At 31.9% G+C, this 21,110-nt stretch carries 25 protein-coding genes; 11 read left to right on the top strand and 14 right to left on the bottom strand.

The window, feature by feature from the left end; all coding sequences use genetic code 11:
- Positions 1-92 precede the first annotated feature (92 nt).
- The 7 genes from meaB (at position 93) to AC23L6_RS03805 (ending at position 5,161) form a co-directional block, all read left to right on the top strand.
- On the top strand, positions 93-1,181 hold the full coding sequence (gene meaB / locus AC23L6_RS03835; protein ID WP_487562242.1) for a methylmalonyl Co-A mutase-associated GTPase MeaB: 1,089 nt from the start codon (positions 93-95) through the stop codon (positions 1,179-1,181).
- Between the two features lie 117 nt (positions 1,182-1,298).
- On the top strand, positions 1,299-2,189 hold the full coding sequence (locus AC23L6_RS03830; protein ID WP_487562243.1) for a helix-turn-helix transcriptional regulator: 891 nt from the start codon (positions 1,299-1,301) through the stop codon (positions 2,187-2,189).
- Positions 2,190-2,197: 8 nt separating this feature from the next.
- Positions 2,198-2,374, top strand: coding sequence for a hypothetical protein (locus tag AC23L6_RS03825; protein WP_487562244.1), 177 nt, complete (start codon positions 2,198-2,200; stop codon positions 2,372-2,374).
- Positions 2,375-2,379: 5 nt separating this feature from the next.
- On the top strand, positions 2,380-3,630 hold the full coding sequence (locus AC23L6_RS03820; RefSeq protein WP_487562245.1) for a PDDEXK-like family protein: 1,251 nt from the start codon (positions 2,380-2,382) through the stop codon (positions 3,628-3,630).
- Between the two features lie 113 nt (positions 3,631-3,743).
- Entirely contained in the window at positions 3,744-3,947 is a 204-nt protein-coding gene (locus AC23L6_RS03815) for a DUF6140 family protein (protein WP_487562246.1), read from the top strand.
- Positions 3,948-3,970: 23 nt separating this feature from the next.
- On the top strand, positions 3,971-4,534 hold the full coding sequence (locus AC23L6_RS03810; RefSeq protein WP_487562247.1) for a hypothetical protein: 564 nt from the start codon (positions 3,971-3,973) through the stop codon (positions 4,532-4,534).
- 246 nt (positions 4,535-4,780) lie between these two features.
- Entirely contained in the window at positions 4,781-5,161 is a 381-nt protein-coding gene (locus AC23L6_RS03805) for a hypothetical protein (protein ID WP_487562248.1), read from the top strand.
- Between the two features lie 281 nt (positions 5,162-5,442).
- Here the strand turns inward: AC23L6_RS03805 and AC23L6_RS03800 are convergent, their stop codons facing one another.
- The 4 genes from AC23L6_RS03800 to AC23L6_RS03785 all read right to left on the bottom strand — a co-directional run bounded on the left by AC23L6_RS03800 (position 5,443) and on the right by AC23L6_RS03785 (position 8,567).
- The gene (locus AC23L6_RS03800) at positions 5,443-5,715 is read right to left on the bottom strand and encodes a hypothetical protein (protein ID WP_487562249.1); all 273 of its coding nucleotides are present in this window, start codon (positions 5,713-5,715) and stop codon (positions 5,443-5,445) included.
- A 53-nt stretch (positions 5,716-5,768) separates the two neighbouring features.
- Positions 5,769-5,996 carry a hypothetical protein gene (locus AC23L6_RS03795; protein ID WP_487562251.1) on the bottom strand — a complete coding sequence of 76 codons (228 nt, stop codon included), beginning with the start codon at positions 5,994-5,996 and terminating at the stop codon, positions 5,769-5,771.
- A gap of 45 nt (positions 5,997-6,041) precedes the next feature.
- Positions 6,042-7,424, bottom strand: a complete 1,383-nt coding sequence (locus AC23L6_RS03790) for an MATE family efflux transporter (RefSeq protein ID WP_487562252.1) — start codon at positions 7,422-7,424, stop codon at positions 6,042-6,044.
- 267 nt (positions 7,425-7,691) lie between these two features.
- Positions 7,692-8,567 (bottom strand): PPK2 family polyphosphate kinase, encoded by an 876-nt coding sequence (locus AC23L6_RS03785; protein WP_487562253.1) that lies wholly within the window; start codon positions 8,565-8,567, stop codon positions 7,692-7,694.
- A gap of 27 nt (positions 8,568-8,594) precedes the next feature.
- Here AC23L6_RS03785 and AC23L6_RS03780 point away from each other — a divergent pair, with 27 nt between their 5' ends.
- The gene (locus tag AC23L6_RS03780; protein WP_487562254.1) at positions 8,595-9,419 is read left to right on the top strand and encodes a DUF6929 family protein; all 825 of its coding nucleotides are present in this window, start codon (positions 8,595-8,597) and stop codon (positions 9,417-9,419) included.
- Here AC23L6_RS03780 and AC23L6_RS03775 read toward each other — a convergent pair whose 3' ends face one another.
- From AC23L6_RS03775 to AC23L6_RS03730, 10 genes are all read right to left on the bottom strand, one after another.
- Positions 9,420-11,054: an ABC-F family ATP-binding cassette domain-containing protein gene (locus AC23L6_RS03775; RefSeq protein WP_487562255.1), complete on the bottom strand. Its 1,635-nt coding sequence runs from the start codon at positions 11,052-11,054 to the stop codon at positions 9,420-9,422. It lies immediately after the preceding gene.
- A gap of 102 nt (positions 11,055-11,156) precedes the next feature.
- Positions 11,157-11,372 carry a putative signal transducing protein gene (locus AC23L6_RS03770; RefSeq protein WP_487562256.1) on the bottom strand — a complete coding sequence of 72 codons (216 nt, stop codon included), beginning with the start codon at positions 11,370-11,372 and terminating at the stop codon, positions 11,157-11,159.
- Between the two features lie 51 nt (positions 11,373-11,423).
- Positions 11,424-12,071 carry a DEAD/DEAH box helicase gene (locus AC23L6_RS03765; protein ID WP_487562257.1) on the bottom strand — a complete coding sequence of 216 codons (648 nt, stop codon included), beginning with the start codon at positions 12,069-12,071 and terminating at the stop codon, positions 11,424-11,426.
- 77 nt (positions 12,072-12,148) lie between these two features.
- The gene (locus AC23L6_RS03760; protein ID WP_487562258.1) at positions 12,149-13,312 is read right to left on the bottom strand and encodes a sigma-54-dependent transcriptional regulator; all 1,164 of its coding nucleotides are present in this window, start codon (positions 13,310-13,312) and stop codon (positions 12,149-12,151) included.
- Positions 13,313-13,327: 15 nt separating this feature from the next.
- Complete coding sequence (locus tag AC23L6_RS03755) at positions 13,328-14,635, bottom strand: ABC transporter permease (RefSeq protein WP_487562259.1); 1,308 nt, start codon at positions 14,633-14,635, stop codon at positions 13,328-13,330.
- A 49-nt stretch (positions 14,636-14,684) separates the two neighbouring features.
- Positions 14,685-15,608, bottom strand: coding sequence for an ABC transporter ATP-binding protein (locus AC23L6_RS03750; protein ID WP_487562260.1), 924 nt, complete (start codon positions 15,606-15,608; stop codon positions 14,685-14,687).
- A gap of 152 nt (positions 15,609-15,760) precedes the next feature.
- Positions 15,761-16,870, bottom strand: coding sequence for a molecular chaperone DnaJ (dnaJ, locus tag AC23L6_RS03745; RefSeq protein WP_487562261.1), 1,110 nt, complete (start codon positions 16,868-16,870; stop codon positions 15,761-15,763).
- Positions 16,871-16,918: 48 nt separating this feature from the next.
- Positions 16,919-17,497 (bottom strand): nucleotide exchange factor GrpE, encoded by a 579-nt coding sequence (locus AC23L6_RS03740; protein WP_487562263.1) that lies wholly within the window; start codon positions 17,495-17,497, stop codon positions 16,919-16,921.
- 284 nt (positions 17,498-17,781) lie between these two features.
- Entirely contained in the window at positions 17,782-18,687 is a 906-nt protein-coding gene (locus tag AC23L6_RS03735) for a TIGR01777 family oxidoreductase (protein ID WP_487562264.1), read from the bottom strand.
- Between the two features lie 76 nt (positions 18,688-18,763).
- A complete protein-coding gene (locus AC23L6_RS03730) occupies positions 18,764-19,219 on the bottom strand; it encodes a DUF4442 domain-containing protein (RefSeq protein ID WP_487562266.1) in 456 nt (151 codons plus the stop codon).
- A gap of 231 nt (positions 19,220-19,450) precedes the next feature.
- Between AC23L6_RS03730 and AC23L6_RS03725 the strand changes: the two genes are divergently transcribed.
- The 3 genes from AC23L6_RS03725 to AC23L6_RS03715 are packed head-to-tail and all read left to right on the top strand — an operon-like array spanning position 19,451 to position 21,109.
- On the top strand, positions 19,451-19,906 hold the full coding sequence (locus AC23L6_RS03725) for a DUF4870 domain-containing protein (RefSeq protein WP_487562267.1): 456 nt from the start codon (positions 19,451-19,453) through the stop codon (positions 19,904-19,906).
- Positions 19,907-19,949: 43 nt separating this feature from the next.
- A complete protein-coding gene (locus AC23L6_RS03720; protein WP_487562268.1) occupies positions 19,950-20,729 on the top strand; it encodes a GIN domain-containing protein in 780 nt (259 codons plus the stop codon).
- Between the two features lie 50 nt (positions 20,730-20,779).
- Complete coding sequence (locus AC23L6_RS03715; protein WP_487562269.1) at positions 20,780-21,109, top strand: PadR family transcriptional regulator; 330 nt, start codon at positions 20,780-20,782, stop codon at positions 21,107-21,109.
- Position 21,110 lies beyond the last annotated feature (1 nt).

Here is a 21,110-nt window from a genome sequence, read left to right as displayed (position 1 = left end):
ATCTCATGGTTATTGTGACTAAGGTAATGCATCTTAAAAAACAAATTACACCCAAAGGTTTTTTTAGTAATTTTACAAAAATGTGATGTGAATTGAACTCTAAAAACAAAAATACTTCTGCGCTACACGAAAAATATGGAATTGCTCCACCCGAGATTGTCTGTCCTACTGCTGTAGCACATATTCAACAGCTTAGGAAAACGCAACCCAATTCTGAAGAGTTGATTGACGCACTTTTAAAAGGGGATATTACCGCTTTGAGTCGCGCCATAACTTTAGTGGAAAGTACCAACCCTACCCATTTGGCTCAAGCCAATGCTATTATTGCTGCCTGTTTGCTTCATGCCAATCAATCGGTGCGTGTAGGAATTACAGGAGTTCCAGGAGTAGGAAAAAGTACCTTTATAGAAGCCTTTGGAAAACATCTAACGGGTTTAGGCAAAAAAGTAGCTGTACTCACAATTGACCCGAGTAGTATCATTAGCCACGGAAGTATCCTTGGGGATAAAACCCGAATGGAAGAATTGGTAAAAGACAAGAATGCGTACATCCGTCCTTCTGCCTCAGGGGAAACTTTGGGTGGTGTTGCTAGAAAAACTCGAGAAACAATTACCCTTTGTGAAGCCGCTGGATTTGATACCATACTTATAGAAACTGTTGGTGTAGGACAAAGTGAAACTGCAGTGCATAGCATGGTCGATTTCTTTTTGCTATTAAAAATTGCTGGTGCTGGCGATGAACTGCAAGGTATCAAACGGGGTATCATGGAAATGGCAGATGCCATAATTATCAATAAAGCCGATGGCGATAATCTTAAAAAAGCGAATTTAGCCAAAACCGAATTTAATAGAGCACTTCATCTATTTCCAGCCAAAAAATCAGGATGGATTCCCAAAGTGTCCACTTGTAGCTCAATTACACGTGAGGGTATTCCAGAAGTTTGGGAAACCATTATTGACTATGTAGAACGTACCAAAGCCAATACCTATTTCTTTGAAAATCGGGCAGCACAAAACCAATATTGGATGCTGGAAACCATAAACGACCAATTGAAATTGCATTTTTATAAAGATGCTTCAATTCAACAACTACTCGAAGCCAATAAAAAAGCAGTGCAAAACGGTGAAATTTCTCCTTTTGTAGCGGCTCAATTGTTGTTGGAAAAGTATTTTAAATATTAAATAGATTAAGTCACAAAAATCTTTCCATTTTAGGATTGAAATCTAAAATCATAGATTCGCCTTAAAACGACATTTTTTGTCGTTTAACTTAATTACTTTTGACAGAAATTAAGATACATGGCAAAGAGAGAATACATACAACGGCATTTATTAATCATTCGAAAATTGAGAACTAGCCCTTCTTCGTTTGAGGAAATAAAAAAATACTTGGTTCGAAAACAAGAAATTAGTGGTGAAAATTTCGATATTTCACAACGCACCTTTCAACGTGATGTTAAGGAAATAACCACGATTTATGGTATTGATATAAAATACAATAAAAAAGAGGGCTGGTATGAGATTACAGAAGAATTAGAAGAAAAACCTTTCGAACGAATATTAGAAGCTTTTGAAACCCTGAGTGCTTTGAATTTTTCTGAACATGTTTCTGATAAATTAATACTGGAAAAAAGAGCTAGCAAAGGAACGGAATACATGCACGGCTTATTATATGCTATTGAAAACCATTTTGAAATTGTAATCCAACATAAAAGTTATTGGAAAGACAAACCTGAAATGAGAAGGCTACAACCTATTGCTGTCAAAGAATCTCAAAATCGTTGGTACTTAATTTGTTTCGATACCATTAAAAAAGATTTCCGAAATTTTGGTTTGGACCGAATTCAAACTTTAGAAATTCAAAAACAAAAATTCAAACCCATTGCTTTTGATACCAAAGCTCATTATCAAAATGCATTTGGCGTAGAAACCTATGAACCAGCAGTAAAGATTATATTGAATTTCAATGCCTATCAAGCGCAGTATATAAAATCATTACCCTTGCACTCATCACAAAAAATAATTTTTGAAGATAAAGATTGGTGGCGATTTGAATATTTTATGCACCCAACGAATGATTTTATCATGGAAATTATGAAATATGGTGAAAATGTAAAAGTGGAAGAACCTAAAGCTTTGAAGGAATCTGTAAAAAATAAAGTAATAAAAATGTTAGACTTATATACCTAGAAAAATGTATGGCAAAAAAAGACTTAAATTTGAAAATTGATAAAGATTTAAAAAAAATTGTTATCAAAAATAATGGAGCAGAAAATAAATTAATTATCACTTTCAAAAGGAAAAAGCGTAAAAAATTTCTTGAAAATTGGTATGAGAAACTTGATGAATTTGTTGAAGAAAATAATAAACTATAAACTGAATGGACAACATAAAAAATTTACTACAACAGGTATCAATCATTCAAAAAAAATACAATGACTTAGCAGAGAATTCAGGTGAACATTATAATATTTTTGACATTCTAGGAGTTCGTTCAGATGAGTTAAGCCATTCTGCTATATTGACAAACTTGCTTGATGTGAAAGGAAAACATAGACAGAAAGAATCGTTTTTACAGTTATTTTTAGATGAAGTTAAAAATAATTTTGAAGAAGAATCGGAAGCGAAAAAAATTTTAGAAAAGTTTGACATCGAAAAAAGTCGTGCTATAAAAGAACATTATACAGGTCGAGTTGATAATGATTCCGACCAAGGTGGTAGGATTGATATCATAATCAATGATGGTAAAAACAACATTATTATAGAGAATAAAATAAATGCAGGAGATCAGTCAAAACAATTGTTAAGATATAATGGGTATGATAAAAATGCCCCTATTTTATATTTAACTTTAAACGGAAAAGAACCATCAGAAAATTCAAAAGGAAATTTAATTTTAAATAAAGATTTTGTTTGCATTTCTTATTCTGCTACAATAAAAAACTGGTTGGAAAAGTGTATTGAAAAACTGGTTAACAAACCAATAATTAGAGAGACTTTAAATCAATATTTATTTTTAATTAAAAGTTTAACAAATCAGAGTTTAAGTGACAATATGGGAAATGAAATACAACAACTAATTTTAAAAGATTTTTTAGCAGCAAAAGAAATCTCTGATAATTTTAATAGAGCTATTTTAAATTTATCTAACAATATATTATTAGCTACAGTTAAAGAACTAGTGCCTTTAATCGAGAATGAAGATTGGATTATTGCAGAAAAAAATAAAAGTATAGATGATAAAGGTGGGCAAATTTATATCAAACCTAAAAATTGTGAGAAAAAAGATTGGTATATCGGCATCGAAGGATTTAATTCATTTAGATCCGGAAACAGCCTTTTGGGGTACAAGCTTTCTTTTGTTGTTTGGGGACAAAATGGAGCTATGGAGTACTTTAATAACTATTATACGAATGAGAGAAAAAATCAATGTGGCTGGTGGAATGATTATATTTTTTTAGATAATTATAATAATTTAGAAGCGAGTTTTAGAGATAGTAAATTGATAGAGTACTTACTCGAAAAAAATGAAAATCAAGAAAATTTTGTAAAACATATTATTACTAATTTTATGGAATACTTCTTAATCCATAAAAATCATTTTGAAAAAATGATAAATGAGCTTTCCTAAATATTTTTTTCTCAACGACATGCCTTGACCATTTGACATACTATTTTTGTTTACAATAAAAAGGGAAAGCTAAAAACCAAACAGAGTAAGCAAAACAATTAAATAATATTAGTATGGCTGGATATTTATGGCAAGTTACTGCGAAACAAAATAATGGCAAAGTAGTAAAAGGAATGTCTGTTGAGATATACAAAACAGGAACAAGTGCAAAACCAAATCTTAAAGAAATTAGCGAGGCGTTAAATAACAAATACAATACAAATGTTCACGAGAGTCACTGTGGAGCATCAATTTTTGATTTTAAGGCATTAAAATAAATATAACAATAAATATATTCCTAATGGAACTTACTTTTTGTTATTTGGAGATTTACAATAATGAAACTAACCAGTGGGAATGCATTTATGATGCTAATAAACCACCTAATTTATTACATGATTGTACTACATATGAAGTAGAACCTTTTTTTGAGAGGACTCACCTTTTTTATGTTTTAAATAAAATTGAGTGTAATAGCCCACTAACATTATTTCCTATGTGTAAAGGTTTACCTAAAGATAGTTCCCACCCTATTGTTTGTGAATATTATTTTTGGTTTAACAAAATGGAAATATGCCACAGTGCCTCTTATATCGACTTAAAAGAATTAATAGATTTTGATTACAGTAAAATTTTTAATTTAAAAGAGATACATATTAATGTCTTAAAAGATTACTATCCCGAATTAGTAGAAAAAGAAAAGTTTTTGATTTCCTATAAAGAATGGCTTGGTCAGGATTATTTCACCGAATTGCAAAAATTAAAACATCTTTATGAAAATGAGAAATCTAGGTTAATTTATTTTGTTTTTAATCATGATGACGAAATGTATGGAGATTGTGCAGAGAATTCTGATTCTATATAATAATTACCAGACAAACTATAAAAATATTTTTTATTGTTTTTCAAATAATAAATAACAATTATTATCAAACTAAAAATCAATCTTTTTGGTGAAGCATGGAAGCTAAAAAAAATAGTTCTAGAAAAAGAACAAGAGAATCATTGGGAAAAAATTGCAAAAAAACTCAATAAATCAATTGCAGAAGCATTAATTGATCCTTTCTTTTATCATTATCTCAACGACAAAAAAATTAAATCTATTGATGTCTTGCCATGTATTGAAATTGAGGGACTAGTTAATAATTCGAAAAATCAAATTGAGATTTGGTATCAGGGAAAAAAAGTACAAAAATTAAAAATCAATGACCTAAACAATGACTTTTTACTTTTTCCTCTTTACAATGTATCAACATTAAAAATAGATAACAATCTAACTCCAGGTATTTATTTGGAACAAAAAGAGATCGGTCTTTTTGGAAGTTATTATATAAATAATGCTCCTAATTTTAATCTTGAAAATTTGCAGTTTGAAGTACTGAAATATAGAGATAAAGTATTGGTTAGTAAAATTCTCTATAAAAATCAACCCATTCCATTAAATAAAAAAGAGACTAGCATCAATTATCAATTTGGTTTTACAGTAGAATAAAATTAAATTTTCTTCATTCAGAGGAATAAAAAAAAACAGTGCAAAATGGTGAAATTTCTCCTTTTGCAGCTGCTCAATTGTTGTTGGAAAAATATTTTAAATCTGAACTCAAATAATCAAAAAACTTGTTGATTGTAACATTTTTTTTAAAATAAAAATTTTGTTGCAAGAGTTGCAACAATTTTAAAAAAAAAGATTTTTTTGTTACGTAAAAAATTTGAGGCTTTAAATTTATTCGGGATTTACTAGAATTTAAAATTACTAATTACTCACGAATAGTCTTACTCTTTCAAATAAATAATCGTCTGAATATCTTTTGAAATACTATCAGGTATTTTTATAATTTCAAATTTATAATCCTTTATATTTTTAATTTTTGCTAGGGTGTCACTTGAAAAGAATTTCCCATTATAGTACACATAAATTGTAGCATTATACTTCTCACTGGCTAGTATGCTTTTTATTTGTTCGTTGGATATGGTACTATATATGAGCGAACCATAGTCAATCTCCTTTTTTATAATTTTTGAACTGTTCTTTTCTTGACAATACATCAAGTTTAAAAACAGAAAAAAAATAAGAATATAGAAATTTTGCAATTTCATAATTACTCTTCGTAGCGTTGCACTTCCCTATCATAAAACTCATTAGCAAGAACGATTAGTCCCTCCATTTCAGCGTTTAATTCAGCTTCGTCAAGGTCTTCGGCTTCCTCCATAAACTCAACCTCATCATCTTTTAGATTGATGATAAATCGTGGATAATCAAGATGTATGATGAAGATATCATCAGGAAAATCAGTATTGTCGCCTAGTAAAAATTTTGGTAATTCCATTAGTGTGAATGTTTTTAATCGTTGGTTGAAAAATAAGTTTTGAGTTTATTCTTTTGCATTTTCTATGACTAATCTTTTGGTTAATCTCGCAAAGCGAATGTACAAAAATAAAGCCGCCGATGATAATCCCGCCAAAAGTCCTATCCAAATCCCTATGGCTTTCAAATCGGTATATTTTCCTAAATAAAGAGATATTGGAAATCCTATAACCCAATAGGCTATAAAAGTAATATACATAGGAATTTTTACGTCTTGTAAACCTCTCAAAGCTCCCAAAACCACTACCTGTATCCCATCAAATAGTTGAAAAACAGCAGCAACCAAAAGCAATTTTGAAGCTATCCAAATGATTTCGTTGTTATCCACCATTTGGGTAACATCGGTCATATTTAAAAATAAATGAGGCAAAAAATTATGAAATATCAGAAATAATAGCGCAAAAACAGATTCAATAATTATAGTCAACAAAAATAAAGATCGAGCAATAATAATTAAATCTTTATAGTTATTCAATCCCTTAGCATATCCCACTCTAATCATCGAAGCTACACTCAAACCCATAGCTACCATAAAAGTTGATGAGGCTAAAATCAAGGCTATTTGGTTAGCCGCTTGACTATTCTTTCCTAACGAACCTGAAAGCCATATTGCTGTTGTGAATAAAGCTACCTCAAACAACATTTGCATAGCCGATGGAAAACCTAAGTCAATTATTTTTTTGAGCATCGATTTTCGAATTTCTTTAAAACTGAATTTATTGAAGTATTTCTTTAAAAGTTCATTATTTTTCAAAAGAAAATGCATAAAAACGACCATCATAATCCTAGAAATAACTGTTCCCAATGCGGCTCCTATAATACCTAACTTAGGAAAAATCCAAACACCATAAATTAATACATAATTAAAAAAAATATGAACCACATTAGCCATAAAAATCGCATACATCGAGTATTTTGTTTGAGACAAACCATCTGCAAATTGCTTATACCCTTGATAAACAATCACTGGAATTAAAGAAAAAGCCACCCAATCGATATAAGGAGAAGCCAAGTCAACCACTTCTTTAGGCTGATGCATGAAGTACATTATTTGCTTAGACAATACAGTCAAAATAAATAATGTAACTCCTAAAACCATACACAAAAACAGCCCATGATGAAAGGTAGAACGAAGCTTCTTTTCGTTCTTTTCAGCATCTGCTTCTGCCGTTAGTGGAGTAATAGCCGTAGAAAAACCGATTCCTACTGACATCGCTATAAAGATAAAGCTATTGCCAAGTGAAACCGCCGCTAATTCTGTTGAACCTAAGTTTCCCACCATGAAATTATCTACAATTCCAATGAGGGTATGACCTAACATTCCTAAAATTACAGGATAGGCTAATTTTAAATTATAGGAAAACTCTTTGGTGTACTGCGATAAACTCACTTTGCATTTTTTAAGGTTGCAAAGATAGCTTAATCAATGGCAATGACAAAAAGCAAATTCAAAAAGCAAATTCAAAGGTCAAGTTCAAAAATCAATTGCAAATGATGATAACCGCAAATTCACAAATTGAATTTTTATTTTAACAACACAACATCCTCTCAACTAAATTTGATTAAAATTTAATATTAACTTTTGAACTTGTTTTTGAATTTGAGGTTGTTTTTTGAAATTGAAGTTGACTTTTGAAATTGAAATTGTTTTTTGACATTATTTTTTCAATTGCTCTTTATACAAATCAATATTTGCCTTCACCTTTGGGTCTAATTCTGGTTCATTGATATCCGTTAGTTTCTGCATTTCCTCCCAAATAATTTTGGCTACAATATAGCGAGCTACACCTTTATCATCGGCGGGAATAATGTACCAAGGCGCATAAGAAGTTGCTGTTTTATTAATTGCTTCTTCGTAATACTTCATGTAATCGTCCCAGCGTTCCCGTTCTTTTAAATCTCCTGTCGAGAATTTCCAATTATCCTCTGGAGTCTCTAGTCGATTCAACAATCGCTTGCGTTGCTCCTCTTTGCTCATGTGAAAATAAAACTTTAAAACCCTAGTTCCATTTTGAGCAATATGTTTTTCAAAATTATTGATTTGCTCCATTCTGTTTTCCCAAAACTGAGGCGTGATATCCTCAACTTTTTCTATTCCTGGAAGGTTTTCAAACAGAATGTATTCTGGATGCACGCGAGTAACCAACACATTTTCATAGTGCGTTCTGTTGAAAACTGCAAACTTTCCTTTTTCTGGCAATGCCAAGTAATGTCTCCACAAATAATCGTGTTCCAATTCGGTAGAATTAGGTGTCTTAAAACTATGCACTACTACCCCACGTGGATTGAATTCTTTGAAAACTTCGCGAATTAAGCTGTCTTTTCCGCTAGTATCCATCCCCTGCAAACAGATGAGAAAGGCATGCCGATTGTGTGCATACATAGCATCTTGCTTCTTACTCAACTTTTGCTGTATTTTATCAAGTGCTATTGCCTCTTGCTCTTTGCTGGAATCGATATCTAATTTTGTTGGAATAGTGGCTAATCGTATTGTAGTAGTTACTTTAAAATCGTTGGGATTGATACTTTCCATCTTTTAAGTATTTATATTTGTAAACTTATGGAAAAATTTCAACTTTCACTACTGTTCAAAATAACAGGAATTGGTTCTGCTTCGGGATTGGTTTATCTCGAGGACAAGCTGTATCTTATCTCTGACAGCAGTACCTATTTGTATGAATATCTGATGATAAATAAAATGTTAACAAAGATTCCATTAGTCAAAAATGCTCAGGAAAACATTGCAAAAAAAGACAAACCCGATTTTGAAGCCATTACCAAAAAAGGCGACAAATTACTTATTCTAGGTTCTGGTTCAACTGCAACTAGAAACGCAATGATTGCATTTGATTTACAATCAAAAGAAATAACTGTTCAAAGTCTTGATGAAATTTACTCTTTACTTAAATCTGAACACTCTTTTGAAGATAACGAATTAAATATTGAAGGATGTATTGTCGACAATGAAGCCGTTTATTATTTTCAACGAGGGAATGGCGGTTTGAATAAAAACGGAATTTTCTTCACTGATGGCAGAACTGAAAAACCCAAATATACATTTATACCTTTTGAGTTACCAAAAATCAATAGTGTTTCAAGCACATTTACTGATGCTATTTTAGTGGATAAAACTATTTATTTTTTGGCAACAGCCGAAGACACCGATTCCACTTATTCAGATGGTGACGTTTTAGGAAGTTGTATTGGAAGCATTGACTTGAGAGCAATGACGCTTAAAAGTTGTATTCAAATCAGTGATACACACAAATTTGAAGGATTGACAATATACAAAAAAACAGCAACTCATATCGAATTGCTGCTTTGTGAAGATAATGATACTGAAGAATTGGTATCCTCTATTTATAAACTCATTCTTGAGCGCTAGCTATTTCTCAATCTCTCGTAAACTTTCCATTTTTTTGTGTGCTAAGAACCCTGCAATATCTTCAAAATGTTCTTTGACACGCTTGTTTCCAAACTCAAAAACTTTGGTTGCCAATCCATCCAAAAAATCTCTATCGTGAGAAACCAAGATTAAAGTACCATCAAAATCGCGCAGAGCATCTTTAATAATATCTTTGGTTTTCATATCCAAATGATTCGATGGCTCATCAAGAATCAATAAATTAACTGGTTCTAATAATAATTTAATCATGGCTAAACGGGTTTTCTCGCCACCAGAAAGCACTTTCACTTTTTTGGTAATATCATCACCTTGAAACATAAAAGCGCCTAAAATATTTTTTATCTGTGTTCTAATTTCGCCCACAGCTATACCATCTATGGTCTCAAAAATAGTAGCATTTTCATCCAAAAGCGAAGCTTGATTTTGAGCAAAATAACCAATTTGAGCATTGTGCCCAATCTCAACACTTCCGCTATCAATTGCAATTTCTTTCATAATTGCTTTAATCATAGTCGATTTTCCTTCACCATTTTTTCCAACAAAAGCTACTTTTTGTCCACGTTCGATAACAATATTAGCATCCTTAAAAACAACATGATCGCCATACGATTTTGCTAAATCTTTAACTACAACTGGATATTGTCCTGAACGAACTGAGGGAGGAAACTTCAATCGCAAAGCTGATGTATCAATTTCGTCAATTTCTACAGGGACTAATTTTTCGAGCATTTTAACTCTAGATTGCACTTGCAAAGTTTTAGAATAAGTTCCTTTGAATCGCTCTATGAATTCCATGTTTTCGGCTATCATCTTTTGTTGCTCGTCGTATGCCTTTTGCTGATGCACTCGCCTATCTTTTCTTAATTCTAAGTAATGCGTATATTTTGCTTTGTAATCATAGATTCTTCCCATAGTCACTTCTATGGTGCGATTGGTAATATTATCGACAAAAGCTCTATCGTGAGAAATTACCACAACCGCTTTGGCTGAATTGATTAAGAAGTCTTCTAACCATTGAATACTTTCAATATCCATGTGATTGGTTGGCTCATCAAGCAAAATTAAATCTGGTTTTTTTAGTAAAATTTTAGCTAACTCAATTCGCATTCTCCAGCCACCAGAAAACTCTGATGTCTGTCTCGTAAAATCTTCACGAACAAATCCTAAACCGATGAGAATTTTTTCGACCTCAGCTTCATAATTCACTTCTTCGATGGCATAAAATTTCTCACTTAGGTCAGAAACCCTTTCGATTAATTTCATGTAGTCATCGCTTTCATAATCGGTGCGAATAGTCAATTGTTCGTTGATTTGGTCAATTTCTGCTTTCATCTTAAAAATTTCACCAAAAGCTTTCGACGCCTCTTCAACTACAGTAGCGCCATCGGTGGTCAATAAATGCTGAGGCAAATAGGCTATAATTGCCTCTTTTGGAGCTGAAATAGATCCTGTTGATGGTTTTGCTTCGCCAGCGATTATCTTTAAAAGAGTGGATTTTCCTGCGCCATTTTTACCCATTAAGGCTATTTTATCATTTTCATTAATAGCAAAAGAAACATCGCTAAATAAAGTAGTTCCGCCAAATTGCACGGAGATATCATTGACTGTAATCATTTTTATAAAGTTGGAAGTTAGAAGATGAAAGTAAGAAGCTTCAATCTACTTATTTTTTTGAAAGTGCAAATATAGATTAATTGAAGTATTTTATGACAATACCTATATACTCATTCGAAATTCTTCAATAATAGGATTTGCCTTTGAAAAATCGATTTCTTGTATAAAAACCTCCACGGCTTTTTTATTCTGAAGATTGGGTTGAACATTCGTTTGATTATTACTTCTAATGACAACTTCTATACCATTAGCTTCAATTTTTTGCTGTAGTGCTTGTGCCAAAATCTCGCTTCCCGAGAATACTTTCATTAAACCCATTCTGTCGTTTATTGTTTGTTATTAATAGTTTGTTGTTGTATTTCAGACAGATTATACTTCTTCAAAATCATCTTCCTCTTCTTCATTTTCTTCGATTTCAAATAAAAAGGGTTCTACCATGATTTTATCTGCTAGAGCTTCTATTCGTTCAGTAAGTTGTTCGGAGAAAATAATGCGTTGGGTTTTAGAAATACTATTAGAAATGCGTACAATTTTAGTATCGTGTCGTAACTTTAATAGTGTATCTGTATCATCTATAATGAACATTTTTAGCCTATTAACATTATAACCCGCTGTGGTAAACATTTCATTCAGTCGATTTGGAGTTCCAATTAAGACATCGATTCCTGTTGAAATATAGTTTTTGTCGTATTCTATATCGCCTTTATCATGGACACCATAGACTCTCAAATTAGTTTCGCAACCTAAATTTTCAAATAAAGTTTCCATTTCAAGTACTTTGGTTTTATCCTCAACAACAATCAATGCTCTTGGAGATTCTTCTCCAGCTGCAACTAATTGCTGAATGACATTGATAACAATTGTAGTAGATTTACCCGAACCTTTTGGAGCGATAATAATACAATCGGCACCACTTTTTAAGGTAGAAAAAGTTTCCTGCTGCAACTCATTTGCTTCAGTAAGTCCATTTTCTATAAGCGCTTTTTGTAACGCACTGTTTATTTTCTTTAGTTTCATTTATACTATTGAAAGATTAAAAAATTAAATGATTGAAATATTACTCTTTAAATTTTTCAATCATTAAATCTTTAAATTTATTTAGAAGCAAATAAGCTAACATCTGTCTCGGAAATTTCGTTACCTCCAAGAATAATTAAACGCTCAACAACATTTCGCAATTCACGAATATTACCAGTCCAATCGTATTCTTGCAACAACTTAACTGCTTGATTTGAAAAGGATTTTGTTGCTATTCCTTGTTCAGAAGAAATCTTTTCTGCAAAATGCTCTATCAACAAGGGGATATCATCTCTTCTATCATTTAAAGCTGGAACTTTAATTAAGATAACTGCTAGTCTATGATATAAATCTTCTCGAAAACGACCTTCCTCAATTTCTTTTTTCAAGTCTTTATTGGTTGCTGCAACAACACGAACATTGACTTTAATATCCTTATCTGCTCCTACTCTAGTTACTATATTTTCTTGTAAAGCTCTCAACACTTTTGCCTGAGCCGAAAGACTCATATCGCCAATTTCATCCAGAAAAATCGTCCCTCCATCGGCTGCTTCAAATTTTCCAGCTCTATCTTTAACCGCCGAAGTAAAAGCACCTTTCACATGTCCAAACAATTCACTTTCTATCAACTCACTTGGAATGGCAGCACAATTTACTTCAATTAGAGGAGCGTTGGCTCTTTCGCTTTTTTCATGTAATTGATGGGCAACAAGTTCTTTCCCTGTTCCATTTGGTCCAGTGATTAAAACTCTAGCTTCGGTTTTAGCGACTTTTTCAATCATCAATTTGATATGATTGATAGCTTCACTTTCACCTATTATCTCATAATTCTTACTGACTTTTTTCTTAAGAATTTTATTTTCGACCACCAATTGTTTTTTATCTAAAGCATTTCGAACCGTATTCAATAATCGATTCAAATCGGGTGGTTTTGAAATATAATCGAAAGCACCAAGTCGCATGGTTTGAATGGCGGTTTCCATATCACCATGACCCGAAATCATGACCATTGGGATTTCTGGTTTTATTTTTTTTACCGCTTCCAATAATTCGACACCATCCATTTTTGGCATTTTGATATCGCACAAAACAAGGTCGTAATCGTTATTTTTAATTTTTTCGAGACCTTGAATACCGTCCTCTACATCTTCTACACTGTATGTTTCGCTTTCCTCAGAAAGTATTTTTGTCAATACTCTTCGAATGGCTGCTTCGTCTTCTATAATTAGTATTTTACTCATTTGATTCTTCGATTATTAATATTTCAACCATCTGTACAATTCCCTCCATGTCGGCTTTTTGCCATACATTAATATTCCTACTCTGTATATTTTTGAAGCAAACCACACCACTAAAAAGAATGTTCCAAATAAAATTGCTATAGAAAGTACCAACTGCCACCACGTAACACCGAAAGGAATTCGCATAAGCATCACAATTGGTGACGTCAGTGGAATTATCGAAAATACCGTTGCTACAGTTCCATGTGGGTTATTCATAACGGTAAAAAAACCAATATAAACACCCAAAACCAAAGGCATAATAATGGGCAAAAGAAACTGTTGCGAATCGGTTTCATTATCAACAGCAGCACCTATAGCGGCATAGAAAGAACTATACAGAAAATATCCTCCTATGAAATAAATGATAAAGCTGAACAATAAAGTAGCGATAGGTAAATTCCAAAGTTCTTTAATATACATTTGAATATCACTACTGGTGGCTTCTTGGGCTGTTTTTAATGCTTCTTGAGTTTGTACTGCCGATGTGGCTCCCATTTGAACTCCAAAAACCGAGGAAATGATAAACATTGCTGATACTCCAAGAATAGCCCAAATTATAAACTGCAAAACTCCCGCTAACGACGTTCCTATAATTTTTCCCATCATCAATTGAAAAGGTTTTACCGACGAAATAATAATCTCAATAATGCGGTTGGTTTTTTCCTCGATGACACTTCGCATGACCATATTGCCATAAATAATAATAAACATCATAATAAGATACCCAAAAGCACCACCAATAGCAATTTTTATTTCATTCAATCCTTTTAGACCCGCTTCTCCAGAGGATTTTGTCAAAGTAATATCAACATGAGCTTCTGCCTCTTTTATAGCTAAAGTATCTAGTTTGGCATTTTCAAAATTAATCTTAGTTAACTTTTTGGCAATGACATCTTCAGTCGCTTCTAAGAAACCAAGACTAGGACTATTATTCGAAATGTATTGGATTTTATTTTCTAAAGCTTTACTGCTTGATGTTTTTGGGATGTATAATAACCCTTCATAACTATCATTAAAAATACTATCCTTTAGGACTTTGAAATCAATTAAAGTTAAATTCAAATACTTATATTCATCCGTATTTTTAAATTCATTGACAAAAATACCCGATTCATCATGTATGGCTATCGTTTTTACATCTGCTTTCATAGAGGTTAGATAGCCAATAAAAACTGCTATTCCAACAAAGAGTAACGGACTCAAAAAAGTCATAACAATAAAGGATTTGTTGCGAACTTTGGCAATAAATTCTCTTTTTATAATTAAGGATAGAATGCTCATTTTCTAATTTTAGATTTTAAATTTAGGATTTTAGATTTTTTAAATCCATCTAATTTTCGCTCACCGTTTGAATAAAAATATCATTGACACTCGGAATTTTTTCAACAAAATGAGTTACTTGTCCGCGTTGTGTGAGAAGATGCAACAATTCATTGGGCAGATTATCTCCCAATTGAATTTCAAGTTTTATTTCGTCATTGAGTGATTTAAAATTAGTTTGAGCTACAGTAAATTTTTGAGTAATATCATACATTAAACCTTCAACATTATCCGATAAAATACCTACTTCAAAATTATTTGTTCTGTACTGGCGTTTTACATCATCTAATTTGCCTTCAATCAATTTATTCGATTTGTGAATTAATGCAATGTGGTCACACATTTCTTCAACGCTTTCCATTCTGTGAGTTGAGAAGATTACGGAAGTACCTTTTCTATTTAATTCGATAATTTCATCTTTAATCAAATTAGCATTTACAGGATCAAAACCAGAAAAAGGTTCATCGAGAATGAGTAATTTTGGCTGATGCAAAACGGTAACTACAAACTGTATTTTCTGAGCCATCCCTTTTGACAATTCTTGAATTTTTTTGTTCCACCAACCTTGAATTTCTAGACGGTCAAACCAATAATCGAGTTGTTTTTTGGCTTCAGCTTTTGAAAGACCTTTCATCTGAGCTAAATACAAGCATTGTTCCCCTACTTTCATTGTTTTGTACAAACCTCTCTCTTCTGGCAAATAACCAATATATTGAACGTGTTTCGGTTGCAATCTTTCTCCATCAAAAATAACTTCTCCACTATCGGGTAAAGTAATTTGATTGATAATTCTAATTAAGGAAGTTTTCCCAGCACCATTTGGTCCTAAAAGTCCATAAATACTGCCCTTTGGAACCGTTAGTGAGACTTCATTAAGCGCTGTATAATCTCCGTATTGTTTGAGAACTTTATTTACTTCAAGTATATTACTCATACTTATTTTAATTTATTGAATCAGATTGCCTATACATTGTTAGGCGTGTAAAAATACACAATTTAGTAGTGAATGGAATGATTATGTTACAAAAAACCCATCCCTAATTTTAATTTCAAGGATGGGTTTTTATTTTAATATCGTAAGTAAACTTATGAGAACATATCTTTTACCTTTTCAAAAAAAGACTTATCTGTTTTCTCAGGATGAGGGATGAAATTCTCGTCGGTACTATTTTTCTCGAAAAACTGTCGTTGTTCTTTATTTAATATTTTTGGTGTCCAAACATTAACATGAACCAATAGGTCGCCAGTACCATAACCATTTATACTTGGAATACCTTTTCCTTTTAATCGTAAAATTTTACCTGATTGAATTCCTTCTTCGAGTTTGATTCTTACCTTTCCATTTACAGCTTCAATATCTTTTGAAACTCCTAAAACAGCTTCAGAGAAACTAATATATAAATCATAGTGTAAATTCTCGCCTTCTCTCTTTAAAAACTCGTGCTCTAGCTCTTCAATAGCCACGATTAAATCTCCAGGCACACCATTCCCCGGAGCATCATTTCCTTTATTGGACACTTTCAATTGCATTCCGTCTACCACTCCGGCTGGGATTTTGATAGAAACTGTTTCGTCTTCAACAATCATCCCTTGAGAATCGGCATTAGTTGGCTTTCTGTCAAGAATTTGACCTGAACCACCACAAGTTGGACAGGTTGAAGCAGATTGCATTCTTCCCAAAATGGTATTGGTAACTCGCATCACTTGACCCTGACCATTACAAGTTGAGCAAGTTTTATAAGTAACACCTTGAGCCTGAACTTTACGCTTAACTTTTACTTTTTTCTCGACACCATTAGCGATTTCTTCTAATGTCAATTTAACTTTTATTCGAAGATTACTTCCTTTCATTCTGCGTTGACCTCCGCCGCCGCCAAATCCTCCTCCGAAAGCGCCTCCAAATATATCTCCAAATTGACTAAAAATGTCATCCATGTTCATTCCTCCATGGCCTCCACCAAAACCTCCACTACCATCAAAAGCTTGATGCCCGTATTGATCGTACTTGGCTCTCTTATTTGGGTCACTCAATACTTCGTAAGCCTCAGCCGCTTTCTTGAAGTTTTCTTCGGCAACAGCATCACCAGGATTTTTGTCAGGATGAAATTCTATAGCTTTTTTTCTATATGCTTTTTTAATTTCAGCCTCTGTTGCGTTTTTTGAAATGCCTAATATTTCGTAAAAATCTTTTTTCATCTTTTATACAATAAAATGAACAAATTATATTTTGCTCTTATAAATGGACTATTGTCCAATTACTACTTTTGGAAACCGAATAATTTTATCTCCAAGCTTGTATCCTTTTTCTAAAATATCAACTATTTTACCTTTTAAATTAGGAGATGGAGCTGGAATTTGAGTTATTGCTTCAGCAAAATCAGCATTAAAAATATCACCAACTTTTACTTCCACTTCTTCTAAACCTTTTGAGTTTAGTGTGTTTTTTAATTTTTCATGAATAAGCTCTACTCCTTTTAGTAAAACATCGTCATCCGATTTTTTAATCTCATTCAATGCTCTATCAAAATCATCAAGTACTGGCAACATGGCTTGCAATACTTCCTGATTGGCAGTTTTAAATAAATCCAATCGCTCTTTGGCAGTTCTCCTTTTATAATTTTCAAATTCGGCAAAAAGTCTTAAAAACTTGTCTTTTTCTTTTGCTAAATCTTGTGCTAATTGTTCCTCTAGTGGTAATTCTTCCACAATTAGTTGTTCACCGTTAGCATTCTTCTCTAATGTAACATCATCCAATTCCTGATCTTGTTCTGTATTTTCAGTGGTCATTTTGCTTTTATTTTTGAATATTTTTTTGAATTTCATTTTTTCCTAGTATCAAAATTACTGCCATTTCTAACAAAATGTCAAATTGTCATTGTTTTTTTTGTTTTTTGTTGCAAGTGATTTAATTACAAATATTGAAATGAAAATGAAAAATGAATGCTATAAAAATTAATAAAATTTTAAGACTATTTCGTTTTCGTTTTTAGTAAGTTTGTTCTAGTAAATAATATTACTAATAAATGAATCTTAAGGTTAGCGTTAAGCTTCTAAAATATTATTAATTCAAATTGTTATATAAAAAAGCTCCTGAAAAGGAGCTTTTTTTATGTTAAGATATCTTTTAAAGCTTTTTCTGAAGTGAGATATTGAAATACAAAACCTGAGTTGATTACTTTTTGAGCACTGATTCTCTTGTCTTCAAATAAAAGTTCATGCATATCGCCAAGAATTAATTTCATAACAATCTTAGGAATATTGGGCATAAAAAGAGGTTTGTTAAGAATAGTAGCAATACTTTTTGTTAATTCACCATTAGAAACAGGATGCGGAGCTACAGCATTATAAACGCCTTCCAAAGAATTCTGAACAGCAAATAAATATAGGGAAACTAAATCGTGTATGTGTATCCAAGATTGTACCTGTTTACCATCGCCAAATGAAGCACCAAGACCGAGTTTAATAGGTCTGGCAATCTCTATCAAAGCTCCGCCTTTGTTTGAAAACACTACTCCAGTTCTTAATTTACAAACTTTGATATTTAAAGTTTGAAATTTATCGACACTTTCCTCCCATTTTAAAACAACATTGGATAGGAAATTATCCGAAATCATTTTTGATTCTTCAGTGTAAACTGCCGTAGAACTATTCGGATAAATTGCTGTTCCCGAAGCAGAAATTATTTGTTTGACTTGATTTGGATACTCTTTCAGTACCTTAAATAGTAGATTAGAAGAAAATATTCTGCTTTCAATGATTTCTTGCTTGTAGGCTTTTGTCCATCTTTTAGAAATTGATGCTCCCGCGAGATGAATTATAGCATCTACACCCATCAAACAATTTTCATCAATCATACCAAGCTTTGGATTCCAATAAAAACCTTTGTAGTTGGGTTGGTTTTCAATTTTTTTCTTGGAAGTAGTTAAATAATGAACCGAGATGCCATTTTGCAACAAAAGTAAAACCAATTCAGAACCTATTAATCCCGTGGCGCCTGTTATTAGAATTCTCATTTTTATTTCAAAGTTAGTCATCATCTATTGGATTGAGAACTAAATTAGGTTGGATTTAACGATTGTTTATAAAAAATTAACTTTTAATTTTGATGCTCCACTCAAAATCCATCTCTGTAACAACAACCCCATTTTGATTGGTTCCTACTGATTTCATCCAAAATGTCTGTCCTTCTCCAGTTTGAAGTGCTTGTTGAATTGCTGTATCTACCAAATGGCCATCCTTGCATTCAAAAAGAATTCTACCTGTTGCTTTTTTTGAAAAGGTCGACCGATTGTTTGCTACGAGCATTGAAATTCGTTTACCGCTTTTTTCAATCTTTTTCATCACAAGAGCACCAGTAGAAAGTTCTGCTGCCATTGCTAAAACAGCAAAATATATCGAATTAAATGGGTTTTGATTTATCCATCTGTACTTCACGGCAACTACACATCGTAGTTCGTTAATTTTTTTTACTCTTACCCCACAAAAGAAAGCTGATGGTAATTTTAAAAGCAGAAATGTGTTGATTTTTCTAACTTCAGAACTCATAAATATATTTTTTTTAAATATACTCATTTTTTTATTTACTACTTTAGTAAGATGTAAATTAATACACTATTTACAACTAAATAACTGATTTTCAATATATTTAATTGCCATTTTCCGTCAGCATTAGAATTTTTATTTTGTTAATATTTTGTTAATTTTTACTACTATGTGATACAAGATACTGTCTTTTAGATATATATTTGCATAAGAAATTACTATATGCTTTTACACATGGAAACAAATTCAAATAAAACAACAGCTACACTACTACATCTAAGTGCGCTAACACAATATTGTATTCCTTTTGGAAACTTTATTATCCCAATCGTGATTTGGAGTTCAACAAAAGAGAAATCAGCATACTTGAATGATCAAGGAAAAAACGTAATCAATTTTCAATTGAGTATGTTTATTTACAGCTTACTACTTTGTTTAATTGCCATTCCCATACTTTTAATAACGATTCTAAAAAATAGCAACATTCATGAAATTTCTGATCATCATAATTTCATATTCCATAATCTAAATTTTGAAAATAGTGGCAGTATTGTGGTAGTTGCAATTACAGCAATTGTACTTTTTATAGGTCTTAAAGTCTTGGAATTTGTCCTAATCATCTTAGCCGCTCTAAAAGCATCAAATAATGAAAGTTATAATTATCCCCTTTCAATAAAGTTCTTAAAATAAATCATTAAAAATCAAATCATTCATCAATCAAAAAAACGAAATCATGTTAAAAATTATCACAACGCTAAGTCTATTCCTAATTGGGATGCTAGCAAAAGGTCAAGAAGTAGAAAATAGAACATTATCTTCATTTTCTAAAGTTGAAGTAAAGAACGGTATCGAACTCATTTACAATGAAAACAAGACACCCTCTTTGAGAGTCGAAGCAGAAAATTCATCTGTTTTAAAAAATGTAATCACGGAAGTAAAAGGAAAAACATTAAAAATCTATTTACTAAAAAAAGGAAATCAAAATGAGGTAACAAAAAACATCAAGGTATATTTATCCTCAGAAAAAATTACTTCATTTGCTGCAAATTCAAAAGCAAAGATTACTGTAATAGATCCTATTTCAGCTGAAAATTTAGCTATCAATTTAAAATCTGAAGGACAATTCTCTGGAATAATTATTACTAAAGGTAAAACTACATTAATTGCTAATTCTGGAACTATTTTTAACGGTCGTGTAGAAACAACATCATTCGTTGGAAATTTTGAAAACAATTCAAAAATCAATTTGTCTGGTAAAACAGAAAAGGCAATTATCAATGCATCAGATTCTAGCCTACTTGAAGCTAAAAACTTTGTTGCTGCCAATATCGTCTTGAATGCTAGCGGAAAATCATTAGCACTAATATATGTTGAAAAAGCTATCGCTGTAACAGTAGCCGATGAAGCCAAAGTTTCTTACACAGGATATCCTGAAAAAATTAACTTGAACGACGAAGCAGAATCTTTTCAAAAAAATAGTACCAACAAACAATTAGTAACATTTAACTACTAAAACAATGCTATCGAAAAGAATAAAAAAATCCCCATTAACACAATGAAATCATGAATATAGAAAATACAAAAGCTCAAATGCGAAAAGGCGTTCTCGAGTTTTGCATCCTATCAGTTCTAAAGGAAAAAGATGCTTACACATCAGAAATATTAGATACTCTGAAAAACGCTAAACTACTTGTTGTAGAGGGTACCGTTTATCCGCTATTAACAAGGCTAAAAAACGATGGATTGCTCAACTATCGTTGGGAAGAATCCACCTCTGGGCCTCCACGAAAATACTATGGCCTAACCGAAATTGGAAAAACATTTTTAAACGAATTAAATAGCACTTGGACTGAACTTTCAGATGCTGTAAACATAATAACCAATCAAAAATAAA

The sequence above is a fragment of the Flavobacterium sp. R1_16 genome (assembly GCF_057652095.1).
The sequence above is the reverse complement of the archived record's forward strand: the minus strand, read 5'-3'. Positions and strand labels throughout refer to the sequence as shown.